This is a genomic window from Mycolicibacterium arcueilense, assembly GCF_058536225.1.
This window is the reverse complement of record NZ_JBZTYL010000026.1, coordinates 307820-331371: the sequence shown is the minus strand read 5'-3', so window position 1 is coordinate 331371 and position 23552 is coordinate 307820. Positions and strand designations below refer to the sequence as shown.

General features: G+C 66.7%; 19 protein-coding genes. 7 read left to right on the top strand and 12 right to left on the bottom strand.

What is annotated here, in order from left to right; translation table 11 throughout:
• Positions 1-62: 62 nt before the first annotated feature.
• On the bottom strand, positions 63-695 hold the full coding sequence (locus tag AC4LGL_RS25745; RefSeq protein WP_491841228.1) for a mycothiol-dependent nitroreductase Rv2466c family protein: 633 nt from the start codon (positions 693-695) through the stop codon (positions 63-65).
• A gap of 281 nt (positions 696-976) precedes the next feature.
• Between AC4LGL_RS25745 and AC4LGL_RS25740 the strand changes: the two genes are divergently transcribed.
• From AC4LGL_RS25740 to AC4LGL_RS25730, 3 genes are all read left to right on the top strand, one after another.
• Positions 977-1387: a DUF732 domain-containing protein gene (locus tag AC4LGL_RS25740; RefSeq protein ID WP_491841227.1), complete on the top strand. Its 411-nt coding sequence runs from the start codon at positions 977-979 to the stop codon at positions 1385-1387.
• 38 nt (positions 1388-1425) lie between these two features.
• On the top strand, positions 1426-4017 hold the full coding sequence (gene pepN, locus AC4LGL_RS25735; RefSeq protein WP_491841226.1) for an aminopeptidase N: 2592 nt from the start codon (positions 1426-1428) through the stop codon (positions 4015-4017).
• 89 nt (positions 4018-4106) lie between these two features.
• Positions 4107-4448: an HNH endonuclease gene (locus AC4LGL_RS25730; RefSeq protein ID WP_491841225.1), complete on the top strand. Its 342-nt coding sequence runs from the start codon at positions 4107-4109 to the stop codon at positions 4446-4448.
• Positions 4449-4526: 78 nt separating this feature from the next.
• On the opposite strand, the gene AC4LGL_RS25725 is transcribed toward AC4LGL_RS25730, so the two are convergent.
• The 3 genes from AC4LGL_RS25725 to AC4LGL_RS25715 are packed head-to-tail and all read right to left on the bottom strand — an operon-like array spanning position 4527 to position 5921.
• Entirely contained in the window at positions 4527-4997 is a 471-nt protein-coding gene (locus AC4LGL_RS25725; protein ID WP_055115660.1) for a DUF5130 domain-containing protein, read from the bottom strand.
• The gene (gene ctaJ, locus AC4LGL_RS25720) at positions 4984-5217 is read right to left on the bottom strand and encodes an aa3-type cytochrome oxidase subunit CtaJ (RefSeq protein WP_055115662.1); all 234 of its coding nucleotides are present in this window, start codon (positions 5215-5217) and stop codon (positions 4984-4986) included. Before ctaJ ends, AC4LGL_RS25725 begins: the two co-directional genes overlap by 14 nt.
• A gap of 59 nt (positions 5218-5276) precedes the next feature.
• Complete coding sequence (locus AC4LGL_RS25715) at positions 5277-5921, bottom strand: HNH endonuclease (protein WP_491841224.1); 645 nt, start codon at positions 5919-5921, stop codon at positions 5277-5279.
• Positions 5922-6065: 144 nt separating this feature from the next.
• On the opposite strand from AC4LGL_RS25715, the gene AC4LGL_RS25710 reads away from it, so the two are divergent.
• The 4 genes from AC4LGL_RS25710 (at position 6066) to AC4LGL_RS25695 (ending at position 8992) form a co-directional block, all read left to right on the top strand.
• On the top strand, positions 6066-6470 hold the full coding sequence (locus AC4LGL_RS25710) for a globin (protein WP_491841223.1): 405 nt from the start codon (positions 6066-6068) through the stop codon (positions 6468-6470).
• A gap of 1 nt (position 6471) precedes the next feature.
• A complete protein-coding gene (locus tag AC4LGL_RS25705; RefSeq protein WP_491841222.1) occupies positions 6472-8022 on the top strand; it encodes a glycoside hydrolase family 13 protein in 1551 nt (516 codons plus the stop codon).
• A 98-nt stretch (positions 8023-8120) separates the two neighbouring features.
• Positions 8121-8465, top strand: a complete 345-nt coding sequence (locus AC4LGL_RS25700) for a hypothetical protein (protein ID WP_491841221.1) — start codon at positions 8121-8123, stop codon at positions 8463-8465.
• 56 nt (positions 8466-8521) lie between these two features.
• Positions 8522-8992 (top strand): AbfB domain-containing protein, encoded by a 471-nt coding sequence (locus AC4LGL_RS25695; protein WP_491841220.1) that lies wholly within the window; start codon positions 8522-8524, stop codon positions 8990-8992.
• A gap of 8 nt (positions 8993-9000) precedes the next feature.
• On the opposite strand, the gene AC4LGL_RS25690 is transcribed toward AC4LGL_RS25695, so the two are convergent.
• The 8 genes from AC4LGL_RS25690 to AC4LGL_RS25655 form a co-directional block, all read right to left on the bottom strand.
• A complete protein-coding gene (locus AC4LGL_RS25690; protein WP_491841219.1) occupies positions 9001-9660 on the bottom strand; it encodes a DUF8185 domain-containing protein in 660 nt (219 codons plus the stop codon).
• The gene (locus AC4LGL_RS25685) at positions 9657-10064 is read right to left on the bottom strand and encodes an acyl-CoA thioesterase (RefSeq protein ID WP_491841218.1); all 408 of its coding nucleotides are present in this window, start codon (positions 10062-10064) and stop codon (positions 9657-9659) included. The genes AC4LGL_RS25690 and AC4LGL_RS25685 overlap by 4 nt, the downstream gene beginning before the upstream one ends.
• Complete coding sequence (locus tag AC4LGL_RS25680) at positions 10061-14917, bottom strand: NAD-glutamate dehydrogenase (protein WP_491841217.1); 4857 nt, start codon at positions 14915-14917, stop codon at positions 10061-10063. Before AC4LGL_RS25680 ends, AC4LGL_RS25685 begins: the two co-directional genes overlap by 4 nt.
• Before the next feature lie 99 nt (positions 14918-15016).
• Positions 15017-16690 carry an energy-dependent translational throttle protein EttA gene (ettA, locus tag AC4LGL_RS25675; protein ID WP_491841216.1) on the bottom strand — a complete coding sequence of 558 codons (1674 nt, stop codon included), beginning with the start codon at positions 16688-16690 and terminating at the stop codon, positions 15017-15019.
• Positions 16691-16800: 110 nt separating this feature from the next.
• Positions 16801-17250 (bottom strand): single-stranded DNA-binding protein, encoded by a 450-nt coding sequence (locus AC4LGL_RS25670; RefSeq protein WP_491841215.1) that lies wholly within the window; start codon positions 17248-17250, stop codon positions 16801-16803.
• A 160-nt stretch (positions 17251-17410) separates the two neighbouring features.
• Positions 17411-19447: a bifunctional copper resistance protein CopD/cytochrome c oxidase assembly protein gene (locus AC4LGL_RS25665; protein WP_491841214.1), complete on the bottom strand. Its 2037-nt coding sequence runs from the start codon at positions 19445-19447 to the stop codon at positions 17411-17413.
• 64 nt (positions 19448-19511) lie between these two features.
• Entirely contained in the window at positions 19512-21887 is a 2376-nt protein-coding gene (locus AC4LGL_RS25660) for a glycerol-3-phosphate 1-O-acyltransferase (protein ID WP_491841213.1), read from the bottom strand.
• Positions 21884-23515, bottom strand: coding sequence for an HAD-IB family hydrolase (locus tag AC4LGL_RS25655; RefSeq protein ID WP_491841400.1), 1632 nt, complete (start codon positions 23513-23515; stop codon positions 21884-21886). The genes AC4LGL_RS25660 and AC4LGL_RS25655 overlap by 4 nt, the downstream gene beginning before the upstream one ends.
• Positions 23516-23552 lie beyond the last annotated feature (37 nt).

The window sequence follows — 23552 nt, the reverse complement described above, 5'->3', positions numbered from 1 at the left end:
ACACCGTGGCGTGAGCCACGGTGTTACGCAACCGGAATCGCGATTTTGGGTGAAGTTCACCCTCACTCGAACTGCGGCGCCTCGGTACGCGACCGCTTGAGCTCCCAGAAATGCGGGTAGGACGCGAACGTCACCGATGCGTCCCAGAGCTTGCCGGCCTCTTCGCCGCGCGGGATCTTGGAGAGCACCGGGCCGAAGAACGCGACGCCGTTGACGTGGATGGTCGGGGTGCCGACGTCGTCACCGACGGCGTCCATGCCGGCGTGGTGGCTCTTGCGCAACGCCTCGTCGTACTTGTCGGTGTCGGCAGCCTCGGCCAGCTCGGCGGGCAGGCCGACTTCCTCGAGTGCCTGCGCGATGACGGTGTCGAGGTCCTTGTTGTCCTGGTTGTGGATCCGGAAGCCCATCGCGGTGTAGAGCGGGCCGAGGATCTCCGGCCCCTTGAGCTGCTCGGCGGCGATGGCGACCCGAACCGGGCCCCACGCCTTCTTCATCAGTTCCTGATAGTTCTCGGGCAGGTCGCGGCCCTCGTTGAGCACAGCGAGGCTCATGACGTGGAACTGCACGTCGATATCGCGGACCTTCTCGACTTCGAGGATCCAGCGCGAGGTGATCCAGCACCACGGGCACAGCGGGTCGAACCAGAAGCCGGCGGTGTCCTTGTGGCCTGAGGCCTTCTGATCTTGGGGAGCCATCTACGCGTTCCTCTCGGTGTGGTTCAAGGCACAGCTGCGTTCAACACAACTGTGCCCCCGTATTGAGATGTTCCCGATGCGAGTAACTATCCGGGGACCGTTTACGACAACAATGGTGACTGACCGCTCGACAAGCATGTCGACGTCACGGCAGTGGCACAGGAAACGCATAGTGCGCGAACTTTTATCGAAACGTGTTGTTCCTGTGACCCTGGTGAACCACTGTTGCCCAAGTGAGCAGAGCGATCTAAGGGTTCTGCGTGACAGCTGAGGAGCTGAATATGGCCGCTCGCGCCCTCCTGACCGCCGTAGGTGTTGTTTCCGTCGCTCTCGCGGTGGCCGTCCCGGCACAGGCCGATCCGGCCCCGGCACCGGTCCCGGACCCGACGACCGACAGCTCGTTCTTGAACGCCCTGAACAACGCCGGGGTGGGCTACGGCGACCCCGGCGCGGCCGTCCAGATGGGCCAGGAGGTCTGTCCGATGTTGGTCGAGCCCGGCAAGGACTTCGCGTCGGTGGCCTCCCAGATGCGCGGTGACGGCGGCATGTCGCCCCAGATGGCGTCGTTCTTCACGGGCATCGCCATCCAGATGTACTGCCCGCAGATGATGTCGTCGATCGGCGACGGCTCGATCCTGAACAACCTCGGCGCGCTCAACGGACTCGCCGGGATCGCCGGCTTCCCCCAGTAGGCCGACTCCAGCCGACGTCCAGCCACTAGGTTGGACGCGTGGCACTTCCGAATCTCACCCGCGATCAGGCCGTAGAGCGCGCAGCTCTGGTGACGGTCGACAACTACCACGTCGTCCTCGACCTCACCGACGGCAATGGCAAACCCGGCGAACGCACCTTCCGGTCCACCACCACCGTGAAGTTCGATGCCCTCGCCGGCGCCGACACCTTCATCGACCTGGCGGCCGATACCGTCCACAGCGCGACGCTCAACGGCACCGCGCTCGATGTGTCGGGCTACGACGAATCCACCGGCATCGCGCTCACCGGGCTGGCCGCGAACAACGTCCTGGTGGTCGAAGCCGACTGCCTGTACTCCAACACCGGCGAGGGCCTGCACCGGTTCGTCGACCCTGTCGACAACGAGGTCTACCTGTACTCGCAGTTCGAGACCGCCGACGCCAAGCGGATGTTCGCCTGCTTCGACCAGCCCGACCTGAAGGCCACGTTCGACGTTCAGGTCACCGCACCGTCGCACTGGCAGGTGATCTCCAACGGCGCGACCGCCACCGCCGAACCCAACGGCTCGGGCACCGTGCACACCTTCGCCACCACGCCGAAGATGAGCACCTATCTGGCGGCGCTGATCGCCGGACCGTACGCGGTGTGGCGCGACTCGTATTCCGATGAGCACGGCGAGATCCCGCTGGGCATCTTCTGCCGGGCCTCGCTGGCCGAGTTCATGGACGCCGAGCGGCTTTTCACCGAGACCAAGCAGGGCTTCGGTTTCTACCACGCCAACTTCGGCACGCCGTACGCCTTCGGCAAGTACGACCAGCTTTTCGTGCCCGAGTTCAACGCGGGTGCCATGGAGAATGCCGGCGCGGTGACGTTCCTGGAGGACTACGTCTTCCGGTCGAAGGTCACCCGGGCCTCCTACGAGCGGCGCGCCGAGACCGTCCTGCACGAGATGGCACACATGTGGTTCGGCGACCTGGTCACCATGCAGTGGTGGGATGACCTGTGGCTCAACGAGTCCTTCGCGACGTTCGCGTCGGTGCTGTGCCAGGCCGAGGCCACCGAGTACGACACCGCCTGGACCACCTTCGCCAACGTCGAGAAGTCCTGGGCCTACCGCCAGGATCAGCTGCCCTCGACCCACCCGGTCGCCGCCGACATCCCTGATCTGGCCGCCGTGGAGGTCAACTTCGACGGCATCACCTACGCCAAGGGCGCCTCGGTGCTCAAGCAGCTGGTGGCCTACGTCGGGCTCGAGCAGTTCCTGGCCGGATTGCGCGACTACTTCCGGGACCACGCCTTCGCCAACGCCACGTTCGGCGACCTGTTGGGCGCTCTCGAGAAGTCCTCTGGCCGTGACCTGTCCGGCTGGGGCCAACAGTGGCTCAAGACAACGGGTTTGAACACGCTGCGGGCCGACTTCGACGTGGACGATTCGGGTGCATTCACCCGGTTCGCCGTCGCACAGTCGGGGGCCGCCCCGGGCGCCGGGGAAACCCGCGTGCACCGCCTGGCCGTCGGCATCTACGACGACGACCCGGCCGGCTCGGGCAAGCTCGTCCGCGTACACCGCGAGGAACTCGACGTCGACGGACCGATCACGGATGTCCCTGCCCTGGTGGGCATTTCGCGCGGAAAGCTGATCCTGGTCAACGACGATGACCTGACCTACTGCTCCCTGCGGCTCGATCCGGCGTCACTGTCGACCGTGGTGTCACGGATCGCCGACATCGCCGATCCCCTCCCCCGGACGCTGGCCTGGTCGGCAGCCTGGGAGATGACCCGCGAAGCCGAGATGAAAGCCCGCGACTTCGTCGCGCTGGTGATGAGCGGCATCCACGCCGAAACCGAGGTCGGCGTCGCGCAGCGACTGCTGATGCAGGCCCAGACCGCGCTGAGCTCCTACGCCGATCCGGGCTGGGCCACCGAGATCGGCTGGCCCGCATTCGGCGATGCTCTGCTCGATCGGGCGCGCGAGTCCGCCCCCGGTTCTGATCATCAGCTCGCCTTCGTGAACGCGCTGTGCACCTCGGTGCTGTCGTCCAACCACGTCGCCGTGCTGTCGACCCTGCTCGACAACGAACCCGCCGCGGTGAACATGGCAGGCCTGGTGATCGACACCGATCTGCGCTGGCGGATCGTCACCGCGCTGGCCCGCAACGGGCAGATCGACGCGGACGGCCCCGAAACGCCGTTCATCGACGCCGAGGCCGAGGCCGACCCGACCGCGGCCGGTAAGCGTCACGCCGCCGCGGCCTCGGCGGCCCGCCCGCAGGACGAGGTGAAGTCCGCGGCCTGGGAGCAGGTCATCGAGGACGACACGATCGCCAACATCACCACCCGCGCGATCGTCGGCGGTTTCGTGCAGCCCGGCCAATCCGAGTTGCTGGCGCCGTTCACGACGCGCTACTTCGCCGCGATCTCCGGGGTCTGGGAGCGGCGGTCCAGCGAGGTCGCGCAGACCGTGGTGATCGGCCTGTATCCGTCGTGGGACATCAGCCGCAACGGGCTCGACGCGGCGGACGCGTTCCTGTCCGATCCCGAGGTGCCGCCGGCGCTACGCCGTCTGGTGATCGAGGGACGCGCCGGTGTGGAGCGCTCCCTCCGCGCCCGCGCCTTCGACGTCAGCTGATTCGTACCGCGAGCGTGCGCGTCTGCACCCCGACACGCCGTGTCAGAGCAGCACTCTGCGCACGCTCGCGGGCCTCATACCCTTGATCGGTGGCCGTCAGCAGAACCCGCGCAGCGCGGGCCGCCCGCAAGCGCAAGCGTCGGATGGATCTCGTCGTGCACGACCTCACCGACGAGCAGTGGGATGCCATCAAGACGGCATGGGGCGGGTGCGCCTACTGCGGCAGCACCGGTGGACCGTTCCAGAAGGACTGCGTGATGGCCATCTCGCGCGGCGGGCGCTACACCGTGGACAACGTGGTGCCGGCCTGCGCCTCGTGCAACGCCAGCAAGTGCAACTTCGAGGTCAGCACCTGGATGCGACGCAAACGGTTCGACGAGCGGATGTTCTTGACCCGCTATGTGGAGATCCGCCGAGAACTGACGGGTTAGCGGCGCCCACAAAAGCAACGAGCGTGCGTGGCCGTCGGTCGACAGCCACGCACGCTCGCAGTGCGTAAGTAGAAACGATCAGGCAGGAGAAACGCCGGCCGACAGCACGCGTACGGCGCTGATCAGACCGTCGATCAAGTTGCCTTCCTTGAAGGAGGCGGCGGCCGCCGAGACGCCCAGCGGGGCAGCCTCTTCGATGCCACGGCCCTTGACGTCGGCGCCGTAGACCACCTCGATGGCGTGCTGGTCGGGTGAGACCGCGAGCAGCACCGCGTTGTCGGGGGTCGGCACCTTGGCCAGGATCGTGCGGGCCGTGGCCGCGGTGTCCGCGCCCAGGTCGCCGATGTAGATCGCGAACCGGGCCTTGGCCGCGCGCGAACCGTACTTCAGCGCGTCGTCGAGGACGACGAGGTCCATCGTCGGGAACGGGTAGTGCACCGACAGCTCACCGGGCTCGGTGACGCCCGAGATCCGACCGCTGTACGTCAGGGCGTAGCCGTAGGGCAGGTCCAGGTCCTGCGTGGCAGTCGCCAGTTCACCACTTGCCACTTGCGCCGCCTCCGATCGTCACGCCGTGTGAATCATGCCCGCCGTGCCCGTGATCCTGTGGCTCCTCGGCGGCCCACAGGATGGGCTCGTGGGTCCACGGCTCGGACATCTTGTAGGTAGCCGGGTGCGGTCCCTTGCGGGTCATGAAGATCAACGCCAGGACCACGAACAACAACAGCGGAACCCCTCCGAGGAGGGAATGGGTAAGTGCTGTGCTCACGCGCAAACCGTATCAGCCGCGATGCGCCGGCGCGCCGAGTGTGCCCAGCAAGTCGGGCATCATGCCGCTCCCTCGCCGAGATAGCGCACCCAGGCCGGGTCCAGCTCCTTGATCGTCGACAGCAAGCGCCAGTGCTGCCCCTTCGGCGGCATCGGCACGCACCGCAGTGACCAGCCCAGTTCAGCCAGCAGCCGGTCGGCCTTACGGTGGTTGCACGGTCCACAGGCCGCCACACAGTTCTCCCACGAGTGCTCGCCACCGCGGCTGCGCGGGATCACGTGGTCGACCGTGTCGGCCCGCCCACCGCAGTACGCGCAGCGGAAGCGGTCGCGGTGCATGAGCGCCGCGCGGGTCATCGGGATGCGGGCCCGGTACGGCACCCGGACGAAGGTGCGCAGCCGGATCACCGAGGGCACCACGATCGTGCGGGTGGCCGAGTGGATGACGGGCCCCGCCGGGTCGTCGTGCACGACGTCGGCTTTGCCGCACATCACCATGATCACCGCGCGCCGCAGCGGAAGTGCGGTGAGCGGTTCATAGGTGGAGTTGAGGAGCAGGACGCGACGGCGGCCCCACAAGGACGCATCGGGCGCGGCGGTCGGAAGGATCTCGACGCTGTGGAGGGGGCGATTTGGCACATGGGGTCCCGATGGGCCGGGAATGTGGCCGGTCCGTCGTATATGGCCTTTTTTGCTGTGCGCCATGGAGCCTCCGAGGAGACAGTCCACCACGGATCCCGGCAATACGCACGAAAATTCTTCGGGTGTTCGCAGGTCAGTCCAATGAACATGAGGTGACCAGACCTCCGTGACCGGCCCCGACGGCCTCTCGGGTCACAATGGACCACAATGAGTGACGTGACGCAGGTGCAGCGATCTTTCTACGACGAAGTCGGGGGCCACGAGACATTCGCAGCGATCGTGTCGCGGTTCTACCAACTGGTGCGCGAGGACGAGATCCTGCTGCCGCTGTATCCCGAGGACGACATCGACGGCGCCGAGGAGCGGCTGCGGATGTTCCTTGAGCAGTACTGGGGCGGGCCCAGGACGTACTCCGACCAGCGCGGCCACCCCCGGCTGCGGATGCGGCACGCCCCGTTCCGGATCGGGTACCTCGAGCGGGACGCCTGGCTGCGCTGCATGCACACCGCGGTGGCCTCCATCGATTCGGAGACGCTCGACGACCCGCACCGCCGTGCGCTGCTGGACTACCTGAACATGGCCGCAGACTCGATGGTCAATTCGGCGTTCTGACATGCGCCGGTGGTGGGCGGACGCGGTTTTCTACCAGGTCTATCCCCGCTCGTTCGCCGACAGCAACGGCGACGGGGTCGGCGATCTCGACGGGGTGACCGCCAGGCTCGACTACCTCGCGGCACTCGGCGTCGACGCCCTGTGGCTCAACCCGGTCATGGTCTCGCCGATGGCCGACCATGGCTACGACGTCGCCGACCCGCGTGATGTCGACCCGCTGTTCGGTGGTCTCGATGCGCTGGACCGTTTGATCGGCGCGGCACACTCCCGGAACATCAAGGTCACCATGGACCTGGTGCCCAACCACACCAGTTCGGCGCACCCGTGGTTCGTCGAGGCGCTGGCGGATCCGCGACGGCGCGACCGCTACATCTTCCGCGACGGCCGCGGCCCCCGCGGTGACGCACCACCCAACAACTGGGTGTCGGTGTTCGGCGGGCCGGCCTGGACGCGTGTCACCGAGCCCGACGGCACACCGGGCCAGTGGTACCTGCACCTGTTCGACCCGGCCCAGCCCGACCTGAACTGGAACCACCCTGAGGTGTTCGAGGATCTGGAGAAGACCCTGCGGTTCTGGCTCGACCGCGGAGTCGACGGGTTCCGCATCGATGTGGCCCACGGCATGGCCAAGCCACCCGAACTGCCCGACATGGCGGTCACCGACACTGCGCTGCTGCGCAACAGCGAGGACGACCCGCGATTCGACAACGACAGCGTGCACGACATCCACCGGTTCATCCGCACGGTGTTGGACGACTATCCCGACGCCGTGGCCGTCGGCGAGGTGTGGGTGCACGGCAACGAACGCTTCGCCAGGTATCTGCGCCCCGATGAGTTGCACCTGGGCTTCAATTTCCGTCTGGTGCAAGCCGATTTCGACGCCGGCGACGTTCACGACGCGATCGACAACGCTATGGCAGCGGCCGACCTCGCCGGGGCGACACCGACGTGGACGCTGTCCAACCACGACGTCGAACGCGAGGTCAGCCGATACGGCGGCGGTGTCCGAGGGTTGGCGCGGGCCCGGGCGATGGCCCTGGTGATGCTGGCCCTGCCGGGCGCGGTGTTCGTCTACAACGGCGAGGAACTCGGGCTGCCCAATGTCGGACTGCCCGATGACGTGCTCCAGGATCCGGTGTGGGAGCGCTCGGGGCACACCGAACGCGGGCGTGACGGGTGCCGGGTGCCGATGCCGTGGTCGGGTGACACCCCGCCGTTCGGGTTCTCCACCAGCGCCGACACCTGGCTGCCGATGCCAGCCGAGTGGGCATCGTTGACGGTGCAGCGCCAGCAGACCGATCCGGCGTCGACGCTGGAGTTCTACCGGCGGGCCATCCAGTTACGTTCCAGCCGTGCGGAATTCGCCGACGGAATCGAACTGGTTACCTCCGACGGACTACTCTCGTTGCGGCGTGAAGGTGGCCTGCTGTGCGTGCTCAACGCGGGCACCGCTGCGGCGCCGCTGCCGCCTGGTGAAGTTCTGCTGACCAGCGCAGAGTTGATCGCCGGAAGTCTGCCGCCGGACGCCGCCGCCTGGCTTACCGGGAGCTGACCGAAAGTCGAGTAGCGAACTACTCATGTTTAGCGCCGCGTCGGCATCGCAGTATCGAGACAGTCACAGAACCGAACTCGATACCACCGGAGGACGACATGGTCGATGCGAACTACGCCAAAATGCTGTGGCTGCAGGCGAACACGGTGCGGGACCACGACGGTGCCGACGAAATTCAGGTCAGCAGGGCTGACGGGGTCATCTTCGAACGGCTCCGGATGAGGCCCGGTGATGTCTATTCGTTCGACGATGACCGCCTGCTGCCATTCAACGGATCCCAAGCTCCCATCGACATCGAATTGTTCGAGGTGGATGAGACCGGGCCGGACGACCGCAGAATCGGGGCGGCGAGGATCACCGCTGCCGAGCTCGGCCGTGGCGAGCGCACCCAGCGAATCGCCGGCGCCGGATCCGTGTACTCCCTCACCTACAAGGTGATCTGACCTCCGGTGAACGACCGGATCCGTTTCAAACCACAAGTACGACAGAAGGATTCATCATGCCTTTGCTCTCGCTGTATTCCAACGACCTTCCCGATTTCTACATCGTCGAACGGAGCGGGCTCGCCGATATCGCCAAGATAGAGACCGACACCGACCGCGGCGACGCCACCTTCGAATGGACCGGGGCCCACCTGCGTATCGGCGAAACCGGCCAACTGCGCCGCGCCGCTGCACCACTCGGCTTCGTCCTGCGTATCGCGACATTCGACAACTACCGCATTCACGGCAAGTACTTCGACGGCATCATCGACCCCGATGTCAAAGAAGAGGTTCGGGAGGAATCGACCTTCGTCCTGGAGAAGGGCGTCATCGATCCCAACCAGTTCTCGTTCCGGTCGGTGAAGTTCCCGGACCTGTACATCCGGCACCAGAACTTCCAACTCTTCGCGACACCTGTCAACGCCCCGGCCGAACTGCAGGCCGCTACATTCAGGCCCGCGGCACCTCTGCAACCGGCCAACCCCTAGGGGCACGCTCAGCCCAGGATCAGGGCGGCACTCTCGCGGCGGCGGTACACCGAACCGAACCGCGCGTCGATGCGCAGCCACGAGGGGTGAGCGCGGACCCGGACGATCTCCTCTTCGCTCACCTCGTTGCCGGTCTGCGGCAGAAAACCCATGGCGGTCAAAGCGAATACACATCGCATGGGCACCCCGACAGCCTCGTCGCCCGAGCTGACCGCGATGACCTCCTGGTCCATCAGAGACGCCGGCGGCCCGTGGGCACTGCCGTGTTCGCGGGCCAGTGCACCGCCCTGCTGAGCCAGGTCGAGCATCACCCGGGCCGGAACGTCGTCGAGGTGGACGAATCCTTCCTCGGGCGGCAGACCACCGCGCCAGGCCGAGTCCATCGGGAAGCCGGGGTCGACGTATCCGTCTGCGGCAGTGGACAACCCGGCCACCAGGGCGTCGGCTCCCGCGGACAGGTCCGACGGGCGCACCTGACCGGTCACCACTCGGCTGGCCAGCACCTCCAACCCGGTGGCCACCCAGGCCACGGCCGCATGGGTCCCGGCGCGCTCCCGCAACCGCACCACCGCAGCATCGTCCAACCGCAGGGCACGGTCGAGGAACGTCGCGAGATCCTCACGGTCTCGCGGATTGTCGATCCACAGACCGCGCTCGGGTGTGGTCATCGCAGATGGCTCTCCAGGTAGCTGCGCTGCTCGGGAGTCAGGCGTTCCAGCCGTTGCTCGGCGATGTGCACTGCGGCCAACTGGGTCTCGCCGATCACCGACGGCTTGGAGTCAGGAGCGGCGTGAAGCGAGCGCACCTCGTAGCCGATGGTGAAATCCACGGCCCGCACCCGCTTGCACCACATGGTCACCTGCAGCGGTGAGTCCACGAGCCGCAACTGCCCCTTGTAGGCGATGCTGACGTCGGCGATCAGCAGGCCGATGGTCTCGATCGTGGCGCCGAACGGTTCACGCAGAAACGGAATCCGGGCCTCTTCGAGCAGCGTCACCATCGTGGCGTGATTGATGTGCTGGTACATGTCGATGTCCGACCAGCGCACGTGCACCGGCGTTGTAAAACTCACGCAGTCGTTCCCGTTCCACTCGTTCGTGTCATGCTGCGGATCTGCCGCGCCGCCACAGACAGCGTCGCCAGGTCCTGCTCACCATCTTCGTATATCTCGGCCAGCGTGCGGCGAGCGCGGGTCACCCGGGAGCTGTTGGTCAACTCCCACTCGGCGATCTTCTCCTCACCGGTCTCGTTGGGTTCGCCGACGGCGAGCACATCGAAGCACAGGGCCCGCAGCGAACCGTAGATGTCGTCACGAATAGCCAGCCGCGCCAACGAATGCCAGCGATCGTCGCGGCTCAGCCGGGAGACCGCAGTGAGCAGCCCGTCAGAGCTGAGGTGGTCCATCAACGCGAAGTAGGCGTCGGCCACTTCGGTGGGCTCACGGTCCACGATGTCGGAGATGTCGATCACGTCGAGCAGGCTGTACTGGTAGAGCCCGGTCGCCACCGCATAGGCCAGGTCGTTGGGCACGCCCTGTGCGGCGAACTCCCCGGCTTCTTTGGCCACGATCGCCTTGTCATCGCCGCGCAGCCACTGCGCCATGTCGGGGCGCAGGGCGGCCACCTTCGCGGCGAACCGGTTGATCTCGGCGCCGACAGCCAACGGCTGCGGCCGGTAGTTGAGTAGCCAGCGCCCGGCCCGGTCGACCAGCCGGCGCAGATCGAGGGTCATCCGGTCGGTGACTGACACCGGCACCCCGGCTTCTCCGGCGGCCTGGATCTGGCGCCACACGTCGCCGATCCCGAAGATGGCATCGGTGGCGACATAGCTGCGCACCGCGTCGACCGGACCGACACCGACGTCCTCGGTGATGCGGTAGGCGTAGCTGATCCCGCTCGTGTCGACGAGATCGTTGACCAGCATGGTGGTGGTGATCTCCCGGCGCAGCTGGTGCGACCGGATCTCGCCGGGGAATTGTTCGCGCAGCTTCTCCGGGAAGTACTGCGGTAGCCGGGCGGCGAACACCTCCTGATCGGGCAGATCACTGGCCAGCACGTCGGCTTTGAGCTCGAGCTTGACGTGTGCCATCAGCGTGGCCAATTCCGGTGAGGTCAAACCGATTCCGGCGTCGGCTCGGCGTCGGATCTCCTTCTCCGAGGGCAACGCCTCCAGCTCGCGGTTGAGCCCGCGGTTGGCCACGAACTCCTTGATCATCCGGGCGTGCACCGACAGCATGCTCGCGGCGTTGGCCCGGCTGGTGCCCATCAGATCGTTCTGATGCTTGTTGTCGGTCAGCACCAGCGCGCCGACCTCATCGGTCATCGACAGCAAGAGACCCGTTCGTTCCTGCGCGCTGACCTTCTCGGCGGTGACCAGTGAGTCGATCAGGATCTTGATGTTGACCTCGTGGTCCGAGCAGTCGACGCCTGCGGAGTTGTCCAACGCATCGGTATTGATCCGTCCGCCGGCCAGGTCGAACTCGATCCGCCCCAGCGATGTCACGCCGAGGTTGCCGCCCTCGCCGATCACCTTGGCGCGCACCTCGTTACCGCACACCCGGATCTGGTCGTTGGCGCGATCGCCGACGTCGGCCTCGGTCTCGGCCTTCACGTACGTGCCGATGCCGCCGTTCCACAGCAGGTCTACCGGAGCCTTGAGGATGGACTTCATCAGCGCCGGCGGCGTGAGTTCCTCGATGTCGTCGTCGATCCCGAGTGCCGCCCGGGCCTGCCGGCTGATCGGGATGGACTTCTGCTGACGGCTGTAGACACCGCCGCCCTCGCTGATCAGCGTGGCGTCGTAGTCTTCCCAGCTGGACCGTGGCAGCTCGAACAGGCGCTTGCGTTCCACCCAGGATGTGGCGGCGTCGGGGTTGGGATCGAGGAAGATGTGCCGGTGGTCGAATGCCCCGATCAGCCGGATGTGCTTCGAGAGCAGCATGCCGTTGCCGAACACGTCGCCGCTCATGTCGCCGACGCCGACGACGGTGAAGTCCTGGCTCTGGGTGTCCACCCCCATCTCGCGGAAGTGCCGCTTCACCGACTCCCAGGCGCCCTTGGCAGTGATGCCCATGGCCTTGTGGTCGTACCCGATGGAACCGCCGGAGGCGAACGCGTCACCCAGCCAGAACCCGTAGGACTTGGCGACTTCGTTGGCGATATCGGAGAACGTGGCCGTGCCCTTGTCGGCCGCAACCACCAGATAGGCGTCCTCCCCGTCACGTCGCACCACCTGCGGTGGCGTGACGACGGCGCCGGTTCCCTTGTCGACGTTGTCGGTCACGTCGAGCAGCCCGGAGATGAAAAGTTGGTAGCAGGCAACCCCTTCGGCGCGGGTGGCATCCCGGTCGACGGCAGCGTCGCCGGTCGGCTCAGGCGGCCGTTTGACCACGAACCCACCCTTGGCGCCGACCGGCACGATGACGGCGTTCTTCACGGCCTGTGCCTTGACCAGGCCGAGGATCTCGGTGCGGAAGTCTTCGCGACGGTCCGACCAGCGCAACCCGCCGCGGGCCACGAACCCGAACCGCAGGTGCACGCCCTCCACCCGCGGCGAGTACACGAAGATCTCGAACTTGGGCCGTGGCAGGGGCAGCTCGTTGATCAGGCCGGGGTTGAGCTTCATCGCCACGACACCGCGTTGCCGCGCCGAATTCGGGTCCTGCACAAAATAGTTGGTGCGCAGCGTGGCCTGGATCAGGGTGGCGAAGGCACGCAGTACCCGGTCGGTGTCCAGACTCACCAGGGCATCGATGTCTTCGGCCACCGCCGCGGCGGTTCCCTGTGCGTCGCGGGTCCCCGAGGTGTCCTCGGACGGATCGAACAGCGCCTCGAACAGCTGCAGCAGCGACTGTGTGGTGTGCGGATTCTCGTTGACCACCGATTCGATGTGCGACTGGCTGTACGGAAAACCCGCCTGGCGCAGGTATTTCGCGTAGGCGCGCAGGATCACGACCTGCTGCCAGGTCAAATCGGCGCGCAACACCAGTTCGTTGAACCGGTCCACCTCGACCCAGCCGTTCCAGATCGCGGTCACCGCATCGGCGAATCGTTGGGCCGTGGCCTCGCGCGAGGCCGCATCGGGCGCCGCGGGCAGACTGCGCTGCCGGGCGACCTTGAACTGGTAGATCCAGGCCGGCAGGCCGTCGGCCCGGGTCACCGTGTAGGGACGTTCTTCGAGCACCACGACGCCCATCGACTGCAGCATCGGCAGCAGCTCGCTCAGCGAGGCCGACTGACCGCCCAGGTACCAGGTGAGCTGGGCGAGGCCGTCGTCCCCGCCTTCCCTGAACACCAGCTTTACTGAATTGTCCTGCAGCGCTTCGATGATCGCAATGTCAGCGATGGCATCCACCGGAGCAACGGCTTGCTTGTAGTCCTCTGGAAAGGCCGAGGCATAGTGCTCGACGGCGGCCGGGGTGAGCGCCGCGTGTGCCGCGGCGCTGGTCATGCGGTCACCCCAGTTGCGGGTGGCCTCGGTCAGTAGGTTCTGGATGCGGTTCTCGTTCTCGGTGGAGGTGTCCACAGCGTGCGAGACCGTACCGTCGGGCAGGCGCACGATGAAATGAACTACCGCCCACGGTGATTCACTGACCCGAGCCGAGTAGTCGATGCTCTCCCCGCCGAGTTCGCGCACCAGGATGTCCTGCATTTCCAACCGCACCGCGGTGGTGTAGCGGTCGCGCGGCAGGTACACCAGGCAGGACACGAAGTGCGCCAACTGATCCGCGCGCAGGAACAGCAGGGTACGGCGGCGCGACCCGAGGTCGACCACGGTCAGCGCCATGTCCAAGAGCTGTTTGGAACTCAACGCGAACAGTTCGGGGCGCGGGATGGTCTGGACGATGTCACGCAGCAGCTGGGCGGGATGGCTGGGATCGCGCCGGGCCATCGCCAGCGCTTCCTCGACGCGCCGCGAGATCAGCGGGATCTCCAGCACGTTGGCGTTCATCGCGGCCACCGTGAACAACCCGACAAAGCGGTGTTCTGTAGCAATGACATCACTCCGCCCGCCGGAGCTCTCGCGTACCACGACGATGTACGGGTAGGCGCCGTAGCGCACATAGCTCGGCATCGTGGCCTGCGCCAGCACCATCAGGTCGTCGGCGGCGGTCAGCGGCGGGAGCACATCGTCGCGCAACTTGAGTACACCGAGCCGGCTGGCCGGATCGACGGAGGCCTGCCCGTCGCTGATCGCGCACTGCTGGTAACCCAACAGCACGAAGTGTCCGTCGGACAGCCAGCGCAGTAGGGCTGCGACGTCCCGGCGGTCGGCGTTGGGAAACCGGCCCTCCACATCGGTGGCCACGTCATTGGCCAGGGCATGCAGGGCGGCGCCCATGGCTGCCGCATCCAGCCCGATCTGACGGGCCTCTGCCAGTACCCCGGGCACCAGCCCGACCACCTCGGTGAGCGCGGGCCCGTCGGCCGCCCCGTTGACCGGGACCAGGATCCAGCACTCGTCGACGCCGTCGACTCCGGTTGCTTCGGACGCGGGCTGGAAATCCTGCAGCACCCCGTCGGCATCGCGGTGCACCCGGAAGACCGGGTTCATGATGGCGGGATAGGCGACGCCGTGCCGGTGCAGCAACACCGTCACCGAATCCACCAGCATCGCCGCCTGCTCGGTGACGATCTGCAGCGCCGGGCCGGAATCACTGTCGCCCGGATACACGATGACCTTGGTCTCCCCCGGCGCACGCTGGCCGCCCAACGCGTAGTGGGCGGCCACCGTGCCATCGGAGACCAGTCGTTCGGCCGCCGCGGTCTGCGGACCGGTCGCGGCGAGGCCGGGCGCATCAGCCTGCGGAGCCCGGTATGTGGACAGGAACGCCACCGCGAGCCGGTGGATCACCTCAGGCGGCGCCTGCGAGCGATCCCGGTCGCTAACTACCTGTCCCCGAAGAGCTCCCGGTTCGGCCGCCATACGGATCACTCCTGACTCACGCCCATACACCGGCATTGGTGCATAGCTGCGACATTAGTAGCGTCACGGATCCCGCTGCGCTGATTATCCCGTCACGGGTCAGTCGCGGGTCAGTCTCCGGTGGGTCACCCGGTGCGGACGTGCCGCTTCGGCACCGAGACGTTGGATCTTGTTCTCCTCGTAGGCACCGAAGTTGCCCTCGAACCAGAACCACTTGGCCTCGTTGTCGTCGTCGCCTTCCCACGCCAGGATGTGCGTGCAGGTGCGGTCCAGGAACCACCGGTCGTGGCTGATCACCACGGCGCAGCCGGGGAATTGCTCGAGTGCGTTCTCCAGCGACGACAGCGTCTCGACGTCGAGATCGTTGGTCGGCTCGTCGAGCAGGATCAGGTTGCCGCCCTCTTTGAGCGTCAGCGCCAGGTTCAGCCGGTTGCGCTCACCGCCGGACAGCACACCCGCGGGCTTTTGCTGGTCCGGTCCCTTGAACCCGAACGCCGACACGTAGGCCCGCGACGGGATCTCGTTCTGGCCGACCTCGATGTAGTCGAGCTTGTCGGAGACCACTTCCCAGACCGTCTTCTTGGGGTCGATGCCCGCACGGCTCTGGTCGACGTAGGACAGCTTGACCGTGTCGCCGACCTTGACCGTGCCGCTGTCGGGCTGTTCCAACCCGACGATGGTCTTGAACAGCGTGGTCTTGCCGACGCCGTTGGGGCCGATGACGCCGACGATGCCGTTGCGCGGCAGCGTGAAGGACAGGTCCTTGATCAGCGTGCGGCCCTCGAAGCCCTTGTCCAGGTGCTCCACCTCGACCACGACATTGCCCAGCCGCGGCGGCGTGGGGATCTGGATCTCCTCGAAGTCGAGCTTCCGGGTCTTCTCGGCCTCGGCGACCATCTCCTCGTACCGGCCGAGACGGGCCTTGTTCTTGGCCTGACGGGCCTTGGCGCCCGAGCGGACCCAGGCCAGCTCGTCCTTGAGCCGCTTCTGCAGCTTCTGGTCCTTCTTGCCCTGGACCTCAAGGCGCTCGGCCTTCTTCTCCAGGTAGGTCGAGTAGTTGCCCTCATACGGGTAGGCCCGGCCGCGGTCGAGTTCGAGGATCCACTCAGCGACGTTGTCGAGGAAGTACCGGTCGTGGGTGACGGCCAGGATGGCACCCTTGTAGGCGGCCAGGTGCTGCTCGAGCCACAGCACGCTCTCGGCGTCGAGGTGGTTGGTCGGCTCGTCGAGCAGCAGCAGGTCCGGCTTGCTCAGCAGCAGCTTGCACAGTGCGACGCGGCGGCGCTCACCACCGGAGAGGTGGGTGACCGGCTCGTCCGGCGGCGGGCAGCGCAGCGCGTCCATGGCCTGCTCGAGCTGGGAGTCGATGTCCCAGGCGTCGGCCGCGTCCAGTTCCTCCTGCAGGTGGCCCATCTCCTCCATGAGCTCGTCGGAGTAGTCGGTGGCCATCAGCTCGGCGACCTCGTTGTACCGGTTGAGCTTGCCCTTGATCGCCACACCGGCCTCGACGTTCTCGCGGACCGTCTTGGTCTCGTCGAGCTGCGGCTCCTGCATCAGGATGCCGACCGAGGCGCCGGGTGCGAGCAGCGCGTCGCCGTTGTTGGCATGGTCGATGCCGGCCATGATCTTCAGCACACTCGACTTACCAGCCCCGTTGGGACCGACGACGCCGATCTTCGCGCCGGGCAGGAAGTTCAGGCTGACGTCGTCAAGGATGACCTTGTCGCCGTGCGCCTTGCGAACCTTGCGCATCGTGTAGATGAATTCGGCCATGCCGTGATGTGCCTTTCTGAAACTCTTCGGGGATATCGGATGGGCGCTCGCGCGAAAGGTTGCGTCAAGCCCAACTCACTCGCGCCCATCCTATGCGCGCCCGAAACCCGCTAAGCCGACAGTGGCAGGTCGCCCTCGTCCGGCTCGGTCTCGGGCGCGTCGCCGGCGACGGGTTCGGGCTCGAGTACCGGGCCGGCCGACGGCTTCGGCAACGGCGCCACCCTGGCCGTGCAACGCGACAAATCGGGCCCGACCGCGGTCGCGCGCACCTCGACCGACGACCGGCGGACACCCTCTTTGTCCTCGTACTCATCGGTGTGGACCTGCCCGACCACGATCACGGCGTCGCCCTTCATCAGAGAGGCGCTGGTGCCGGTGGCGAGATTTCCCCAGCAGTTGACCGTGACGTAGAGCGAGTTGCCATGCTCCCAGGTGCCGTCAGGCATGCGGCGCCGCGAATTGCTGGCCACCCGGAACTTGTACAGCTCCTGATCGCCGAATCGCCGCCGGACCGGGTCGGTGATGATGTTGCCCACGATGGTGAACGGGGTCTCGAACATTTCTGATTCCTTTCGCTTCATCCAGTGGCCGGCGCCGAAGCGTCGTGACCGCCTTACGCAGCCATTGACCGTCGGGACCCCGACGCTCGGCCGGCACGCGAACCCGACGAAGACGTCAGTTGTGGATGAAACGCGGGCTGGGGATGAATCCCAGGAAGTCCTATCCGGACTGGTGATCGCGGCGCGCCATCTCGGCGAGCATGGCGTTGTAGGCCGCCAGATCGGCGTCGTCATCGCGGTCCGCGGCCCGGTCCAACCGCTTGGCGGTGCGTTGATCGCTGCGCCGCCACTGGATCAGCAGGGCCAGCATCACGATCACCAGCGGGACTTCCCCGGCCGCCCAGGCGATGCCGCCGCCGAGGTGCTGGTCTCCGATCAGGTCGGTATGCCACGGCAATTGCAGTGACCGGTAGAAGCTTTCGCCCAGCACAGTCTGCATGCCCATCATCACCACGCCGAAGAAGGCGTGCAGCGGCAACGAGGCGAACACCATCCCGATCTTGACCAGGTGCGGGACCGGCCTCGGGGTGGGGTCCACGCCGATGACCACCCAGTAGAAGAGGTAACCCGACAGCAGGAAGTGCACGTTCATCAGGATGTGTGCGGCGTGGTTGCTGACCGCGGCGTCGAATATGCCGCCGAAGTACAGACCGTAGAAACCCGCCACGAACAGCACAGTCGCTACGACGGGCTGGGTCAGGAACTGCGACACCTTGGAATGCAGCGCCGCGAGCAGCCATTCTCGGGGACCGGGTGGTGATCCCCGGCCCACCGCGGGTAGCGCCCGCAGCGCCAGGGTCACCGGGGCGCCGAGCACCAGCAGAACGGGTACCAGCATCGACAGCAGCATGTGGGCGATCATGTGCATGCTGAACATCGCCGGCATGTAGCGGCCGAGCCCCGACGAGGTGGTGAACAGCAGCGCCGCGCAGCCCAGCAGCCAGGCGAACGTGCGGCCCACCGGCCAGGCGTCACCGCGCCGCCGCAGCCGGTACACCGCGGCCAGGTATGCCACCGCCGCGATGATCGCCGTCGTCCCGAACAGCAAGTCGAACCGCCAGTCGAACAACACCCGCGCGACCGTCGGCGGCCCGGCGAAGTCGTATCCGATCGCGACCTCGGTGGGGCTGGGAATTCTCGGTTCCGGCGGCGGTGGGGTACGGCCCAGGCCGACGGCGATACCGAACGTGACGCCGAACAGCGCGGCCTCGGTCAGCGCCAGCCGGATCAGCGGTGTGCGTGCGCCGGGATCGGTGGCCAGGGCGGTCAGACTGACCCGGCGCTGTCGCCAGCCCAACACACCGAGCAGGCTCAGCGCGACGATCTTGCCCACCAGCAGCCAGCCGTAGTTGGTGCGCACCAGATCGGGAAGCTGGATCCGCACCAGCGCGTTGAGCACGCCGCTGATGGCCATCGCGACGAAACACCACAGCGCCAGCGCCGAGAAGCGTCGCGCGGCCAGGGCGGTGTTGGAGCCGTCAGAGGCGGCCCCGCCCCCGGCCCGGATGGCGTGGGCCAACAATGCCAGCAGACCGCCGGCCCACAGCGCGGCCGCCACCAGGTGGATCAACAGGCTGTTGGTGGCCAGATCGTGCGCGCCGCCGGCCGACGAGTGTCCGGTCAGGACCAGCGGCATCAGCGTGAGCAGGGATCCGGCCAGCAGCACCGGTGTCCACCCCCACCGCAGCACCGGAAGGCTTGCGATAGTGACACCGGCGGCCAGGATCGCCGTCCAGCGCCAGGCTGCGGAGACGTCGACCAGACTCGCGGCCGACCACACGTCCACCGGGCCGAGGTGATCGAGCAGTGGCTGGCCGGACACGTCGGAGACGGTCAGCGGGACCAGCAGCGCGGCGCACACCGTCCACACGCCCGAGGCGGCCGTACCGAGCCGCAGCGCCCGGTATCCGGCCACGTCGAGCACGCCGTTGGTCTGGGGTGCCACCAGGAACGCGGCGAACAAGAAGGATCCGACCGCGACGACGGCGGCAATCTCGCCGGCGGCCCGGACGAAGGGCAGTCCGTAGGTGGTGACGGGGCCGGGATCGGGCAGACCGGTGGCGGTCAGGGCGTCGGCGAGCGCCAGCGCCCCGATGCCTGCGGCCACTGCCCCGGCCAGCAGCCCCACGCCGACCAGCACAGGCCACACCACGCTGCTGCGCACGCTGGATGCGGTCACCTGGCCGGCAGAAGTCATGGTCCAAGGGTATGGCGTGGGGACCAGCACACCCCGGCCGCCAGACGAAAGGTGAGTCCGGCGGCTAGTCCGACGGGTCCGACTCGGCGCGCCGTTGCTTGTCCCGGTAGTAGAACTGCTCACGGGCGATCTCGTCGACCTTGTCCATATCGGCAACGATCCCGCGTAGTTCATCGCGGAAAGCGTTGCGGCGCTCTTGCAGATCCGGACCGCTGACCAGCAGGTTCTGATCGGCTGCCACCTGCCGCGCCGTGGCGAACAGCAACGCCGACACGGACTCGTTGCTGCCCACCCGGCCCTGGGCGACGTACTGCCGTCCCACACCCAGCGCGCGCTTGGTCAGATCCCGCTCACCGATCTCGGCCGGTGCGTCGCGCAGCACGTCGGCGACGATCCCGTAGGCCTCGAAGAACGGACGCAGCATGGCGCCCACCAACAGCGGTCGCTTGCTGCGCAACATCTGATAGATCTCGTCACCCCCGGCGGAGACCTTCGCTTCCCAGCCTCCGGCCGCCTGCCCTTCGGGCGTGCGGTCGTACCACGACAGCTCCTCGGCGACGTTGTCGCGGAACGCCGCCGAATCGGCGAAGTAGAAGTCGAACTTGAGCAGGTCACGCAGCCGCATCACCTGGTCCCAGAACGCCTGCAGCGGATCGGTCGCCGCACGGGCCGAGTACGCCAGAGCCAGCTCCACGATCGAGGTCTCCTGGAAGGCGTGGATCAGGGAGTTGCGGTAGAAGGCCGCCTCCAGTTCGTCCTCGGGGGCGATCCGCCACACCGGCTCGCGCCCGCTGTCCACCAGCGTCACCGGGTGCCCGCCGGAGAGCGCGTCGACGGCCGAGCGCACGCCCTCGGCGGTCCGTAGCCGCAGCGCACTGTTGGTCATCGGGGTGTTCTTGCGTTCCAGGTAATCCAGTGAGTCCTGCAGCGTGTGGTGCAGTTGGTCGAGGGTCAGGGCGACGCCGCGGGCGCCCAGCAGCAGCGCCGAGACCAGGTTGGTCGCGTTGACCGGGGTGACCCGCAGAATCCGCCAGGCCACTTCGAAGGCCATCTTCTGCATGGCCAGGCGTTTGGCTGCCTCGTCGTGGGCCATCTCACCGTTCGGCTCACCGAGGTGTTCGCGCATCGAAACCGCTTCGGGGAAGCGGACATAGATCTTGCCGTAGTTGCGTTCGCCCTGCGCCTTGATGAAGTTGTACAGCCAGCTCAGACCCTCGGGGGTCTTCTCGCCACCCCGGGCGTATGCGGCGTACTCGGCGGTCTCGTGCAGCTGGTCGAAACTGATCGACACCGGTTGCAGCAGGATGTCCTCACTGCGGCCGTCGAGATAGGCGTTGGCGACGTAGGCGAGCAGTCCGAGCTTGGGCGGCAACATCTTTCCGGTTCGGGACCGGGTGCCCTCGATGGACCAGTTCAGGTTGAACCGCTTCTCCACGATGTAGCCGACGTACTGCCGCAGCACGTACTTGTACAGCGGGTCGTCGAGCTTGCGACGCAGGAAGATGACACCGGAATGCCGGAACAACGGACCCATCAGGCCGAACGAGAGGTTTATCCCGGCGAACGTGTACACCGGGGGAAGCCGGTTCTCCTGCATGGCCACCGGGACGATGACTCCGTCGAGATACGACCGGTGGGAGAATAGCAACACCGCCGGATGCTGTTCCAGGGCATGGCGCATCGACTCGATCTCGGAACGGTCGTAGTCGATACGCGGATCGAAGCCACGACTGAAGATGGCCCGGCCCATCGTCGGGATCAGGTCCACCGAGAACCGACTCCACCCCGTGGAGAGCTCGTCGAGCATCTCCCCGGCCTTCTCCACCGTCGCCCCCGGAATCTGCTCCAGGCCTTGACGGAATCGCGCCGAGTCCAGCATCTCCGGCTTGACCAGCCGCGGCGACTTGTACTCGGGGCCGAGCAGCCGAAGCTCCACCCGTTCGATCGCCAGTACCGCCCGACGAAGGACGAATCGGGCGAATTCCCTGGGGTTTTCGGCGACCGTGGTCTCGCTCCACTGCTTGCGCAGTTCCGATACCTTGGCCGGTTCACCGGCGACGATCCGGGCGCGCGACGGGTCCTTACGCAGGATGCGCCGCTGCAGGGCCTCCGGCGGCCGGTAGGTGTCGCGGCCGGAGATCAACCCCACCACCTTCAACCGGGTGGGTAACCCGCCGGGCACCCAGAACACCCGGACCGGAACCACCAGCCGGTCCTCGTCCGATTCCAGCTCCTCGACCAAGCGGGCCACCGCCCCGGGGGCGGGTTCGTCGGTGGCCGGCAGCTGCAGTACCTCGACGGTCGTGTCGGGATGTTCACGCCGCTGTGTCTTGAGCCAGTCGTTGAGCAGTTCGAGCTCGGCCGGTGACGACGCCGATGCGAGCACCAGCGCGTCGTCGGTGGTGCTGAAGCTGGGGTAATCGTCGATACCCGTGGTCACGGTCGGCCCTTGGGAGTCGACCGTGAGGACGAGCCGGAGGGTGAGGTATCCGGTTCGGGGGCAGCCTTTTTCGCGGACGCTTTCTTCGCGGACGCTTTCTTCGCGGGAGCTTTCTTCGCCGGTGCCTTCTTGGCCGCCCGGCGTGGAGCGGCCTTCGCCACCGGCGTCCGGGTGTAGATGTCGAAGGTGGGCAGCTCGTCGTCCGGCCAGGATCTCAGGGTGTCGAGATAGATCTCGCGGACCTCGGCGATGCGGTCGGAGATGTTCTCGACGGTCCAGTCGTCCACCGAGATCGGCGGATACACCGCGACGTCCACCTTGCCCGGGTTGAATGTGCTGGAATCGCGGGCCGCGATCACCTCGGCGTTGCGGATCACGATCGGCACGATGGGCACACCCGCGGCCATGGCGATGCGGAACGGCCCCTTCTTGAACGGTCCCACCTCGGTGGTGTCCAGCCGGGTGCCCTCGGGGGCGATCAGGATCGAGAGACCCTTGCGGGCAAGCTCTTCCACGCGGTGCAGGCTTTCGACGGCCTTCTCCGGGTCGTCGCGGTCGATGAATGCCGCATCCATGACCTTCCCGAGTGGACCCATCAGCGGGTTGCGCTCGAGCTCCTTCTTCCCGACGCCGGTGAAGTCCACGCCGACCAGCCGGCCCGCGATCATCGGGTCGGCCTGATTGCGGTGGTTGAAGATGAAGACCGCGGGGCGTTGCGCGGTCAGATTCTCCTCGCCGAGGACGTTGAGCTCGATGCCCGTGGTGAGCATGAGCAGCTTGCTCCAGTTCGAGGTGAAGAAGTTGACCCCGGTGCGCTTGTTGCGGGTCAACAACCCGAGTCCGATCGCGCCGGCTGCGACGGTCGGGATGGTGGCCAGGCTGGCGAGCGTCCGCAGTTGCGAGACCGGGCTGCTGCCGCTGCGGCTGCTGAACTTCAGCACCGGCCAGCCACGCTTGGCGGCGACGGCGGCCAACTTGCCTGCCGGATTCGTCGGCCGCGGATGGCCCACCAGATACATCAGGGCGACGTCCTCGTCGCCGTCGGCGTAGAAGTAACTCTTGGTCAGGTCCACTCCGTTGGCGGACGAGAAGTTCTGCACCGCGCGGGCTTTGCCGGCACCCCAGATGACCGGTCTCTCGACTTCGCCGGTGATCAGGCCGTCCTCGTCGGTCTCGAACTTGTTGCACAGCACGTTGTCGATGCCGAGAAAGCGGGCCACCGGCTCCACTTGAACCGTCAGCGCCGAGGAACTCAGCACCACGGTGTGGCCACGGGCCATGTGCGCACGCACCATGGCCCGCATCTCCGGGTACATGCGTCCCTGCACATGCTGGACGAACAACCGCTCGCCCAGCTCGTCGAGATCGCTGAGCGAGTTGCCCCGCAGCATCCGGGCGCCCTTACCGATCAGGTCCTCGAACTCGGAACGCCCGAGCTGGTGGTTGAGCCCGGCCTGCACCATCCCGATGAACTCACCGACGCCCATCTGACCGCGGCGCAACCGGTCCCGGGTCATGATCACTCCGGTGAAGCCGGCCACCAGCGTCCCGTCCAGGTCGAAGAACGCGCCGATCTCCGGACCCTCGGGGCTGCCCTCGATCTCGGCCAGGGTGCCGGGCAGCCGCATCTGCTTGGTAACGCGGGGCTCCGGGGACGGGTCTTTC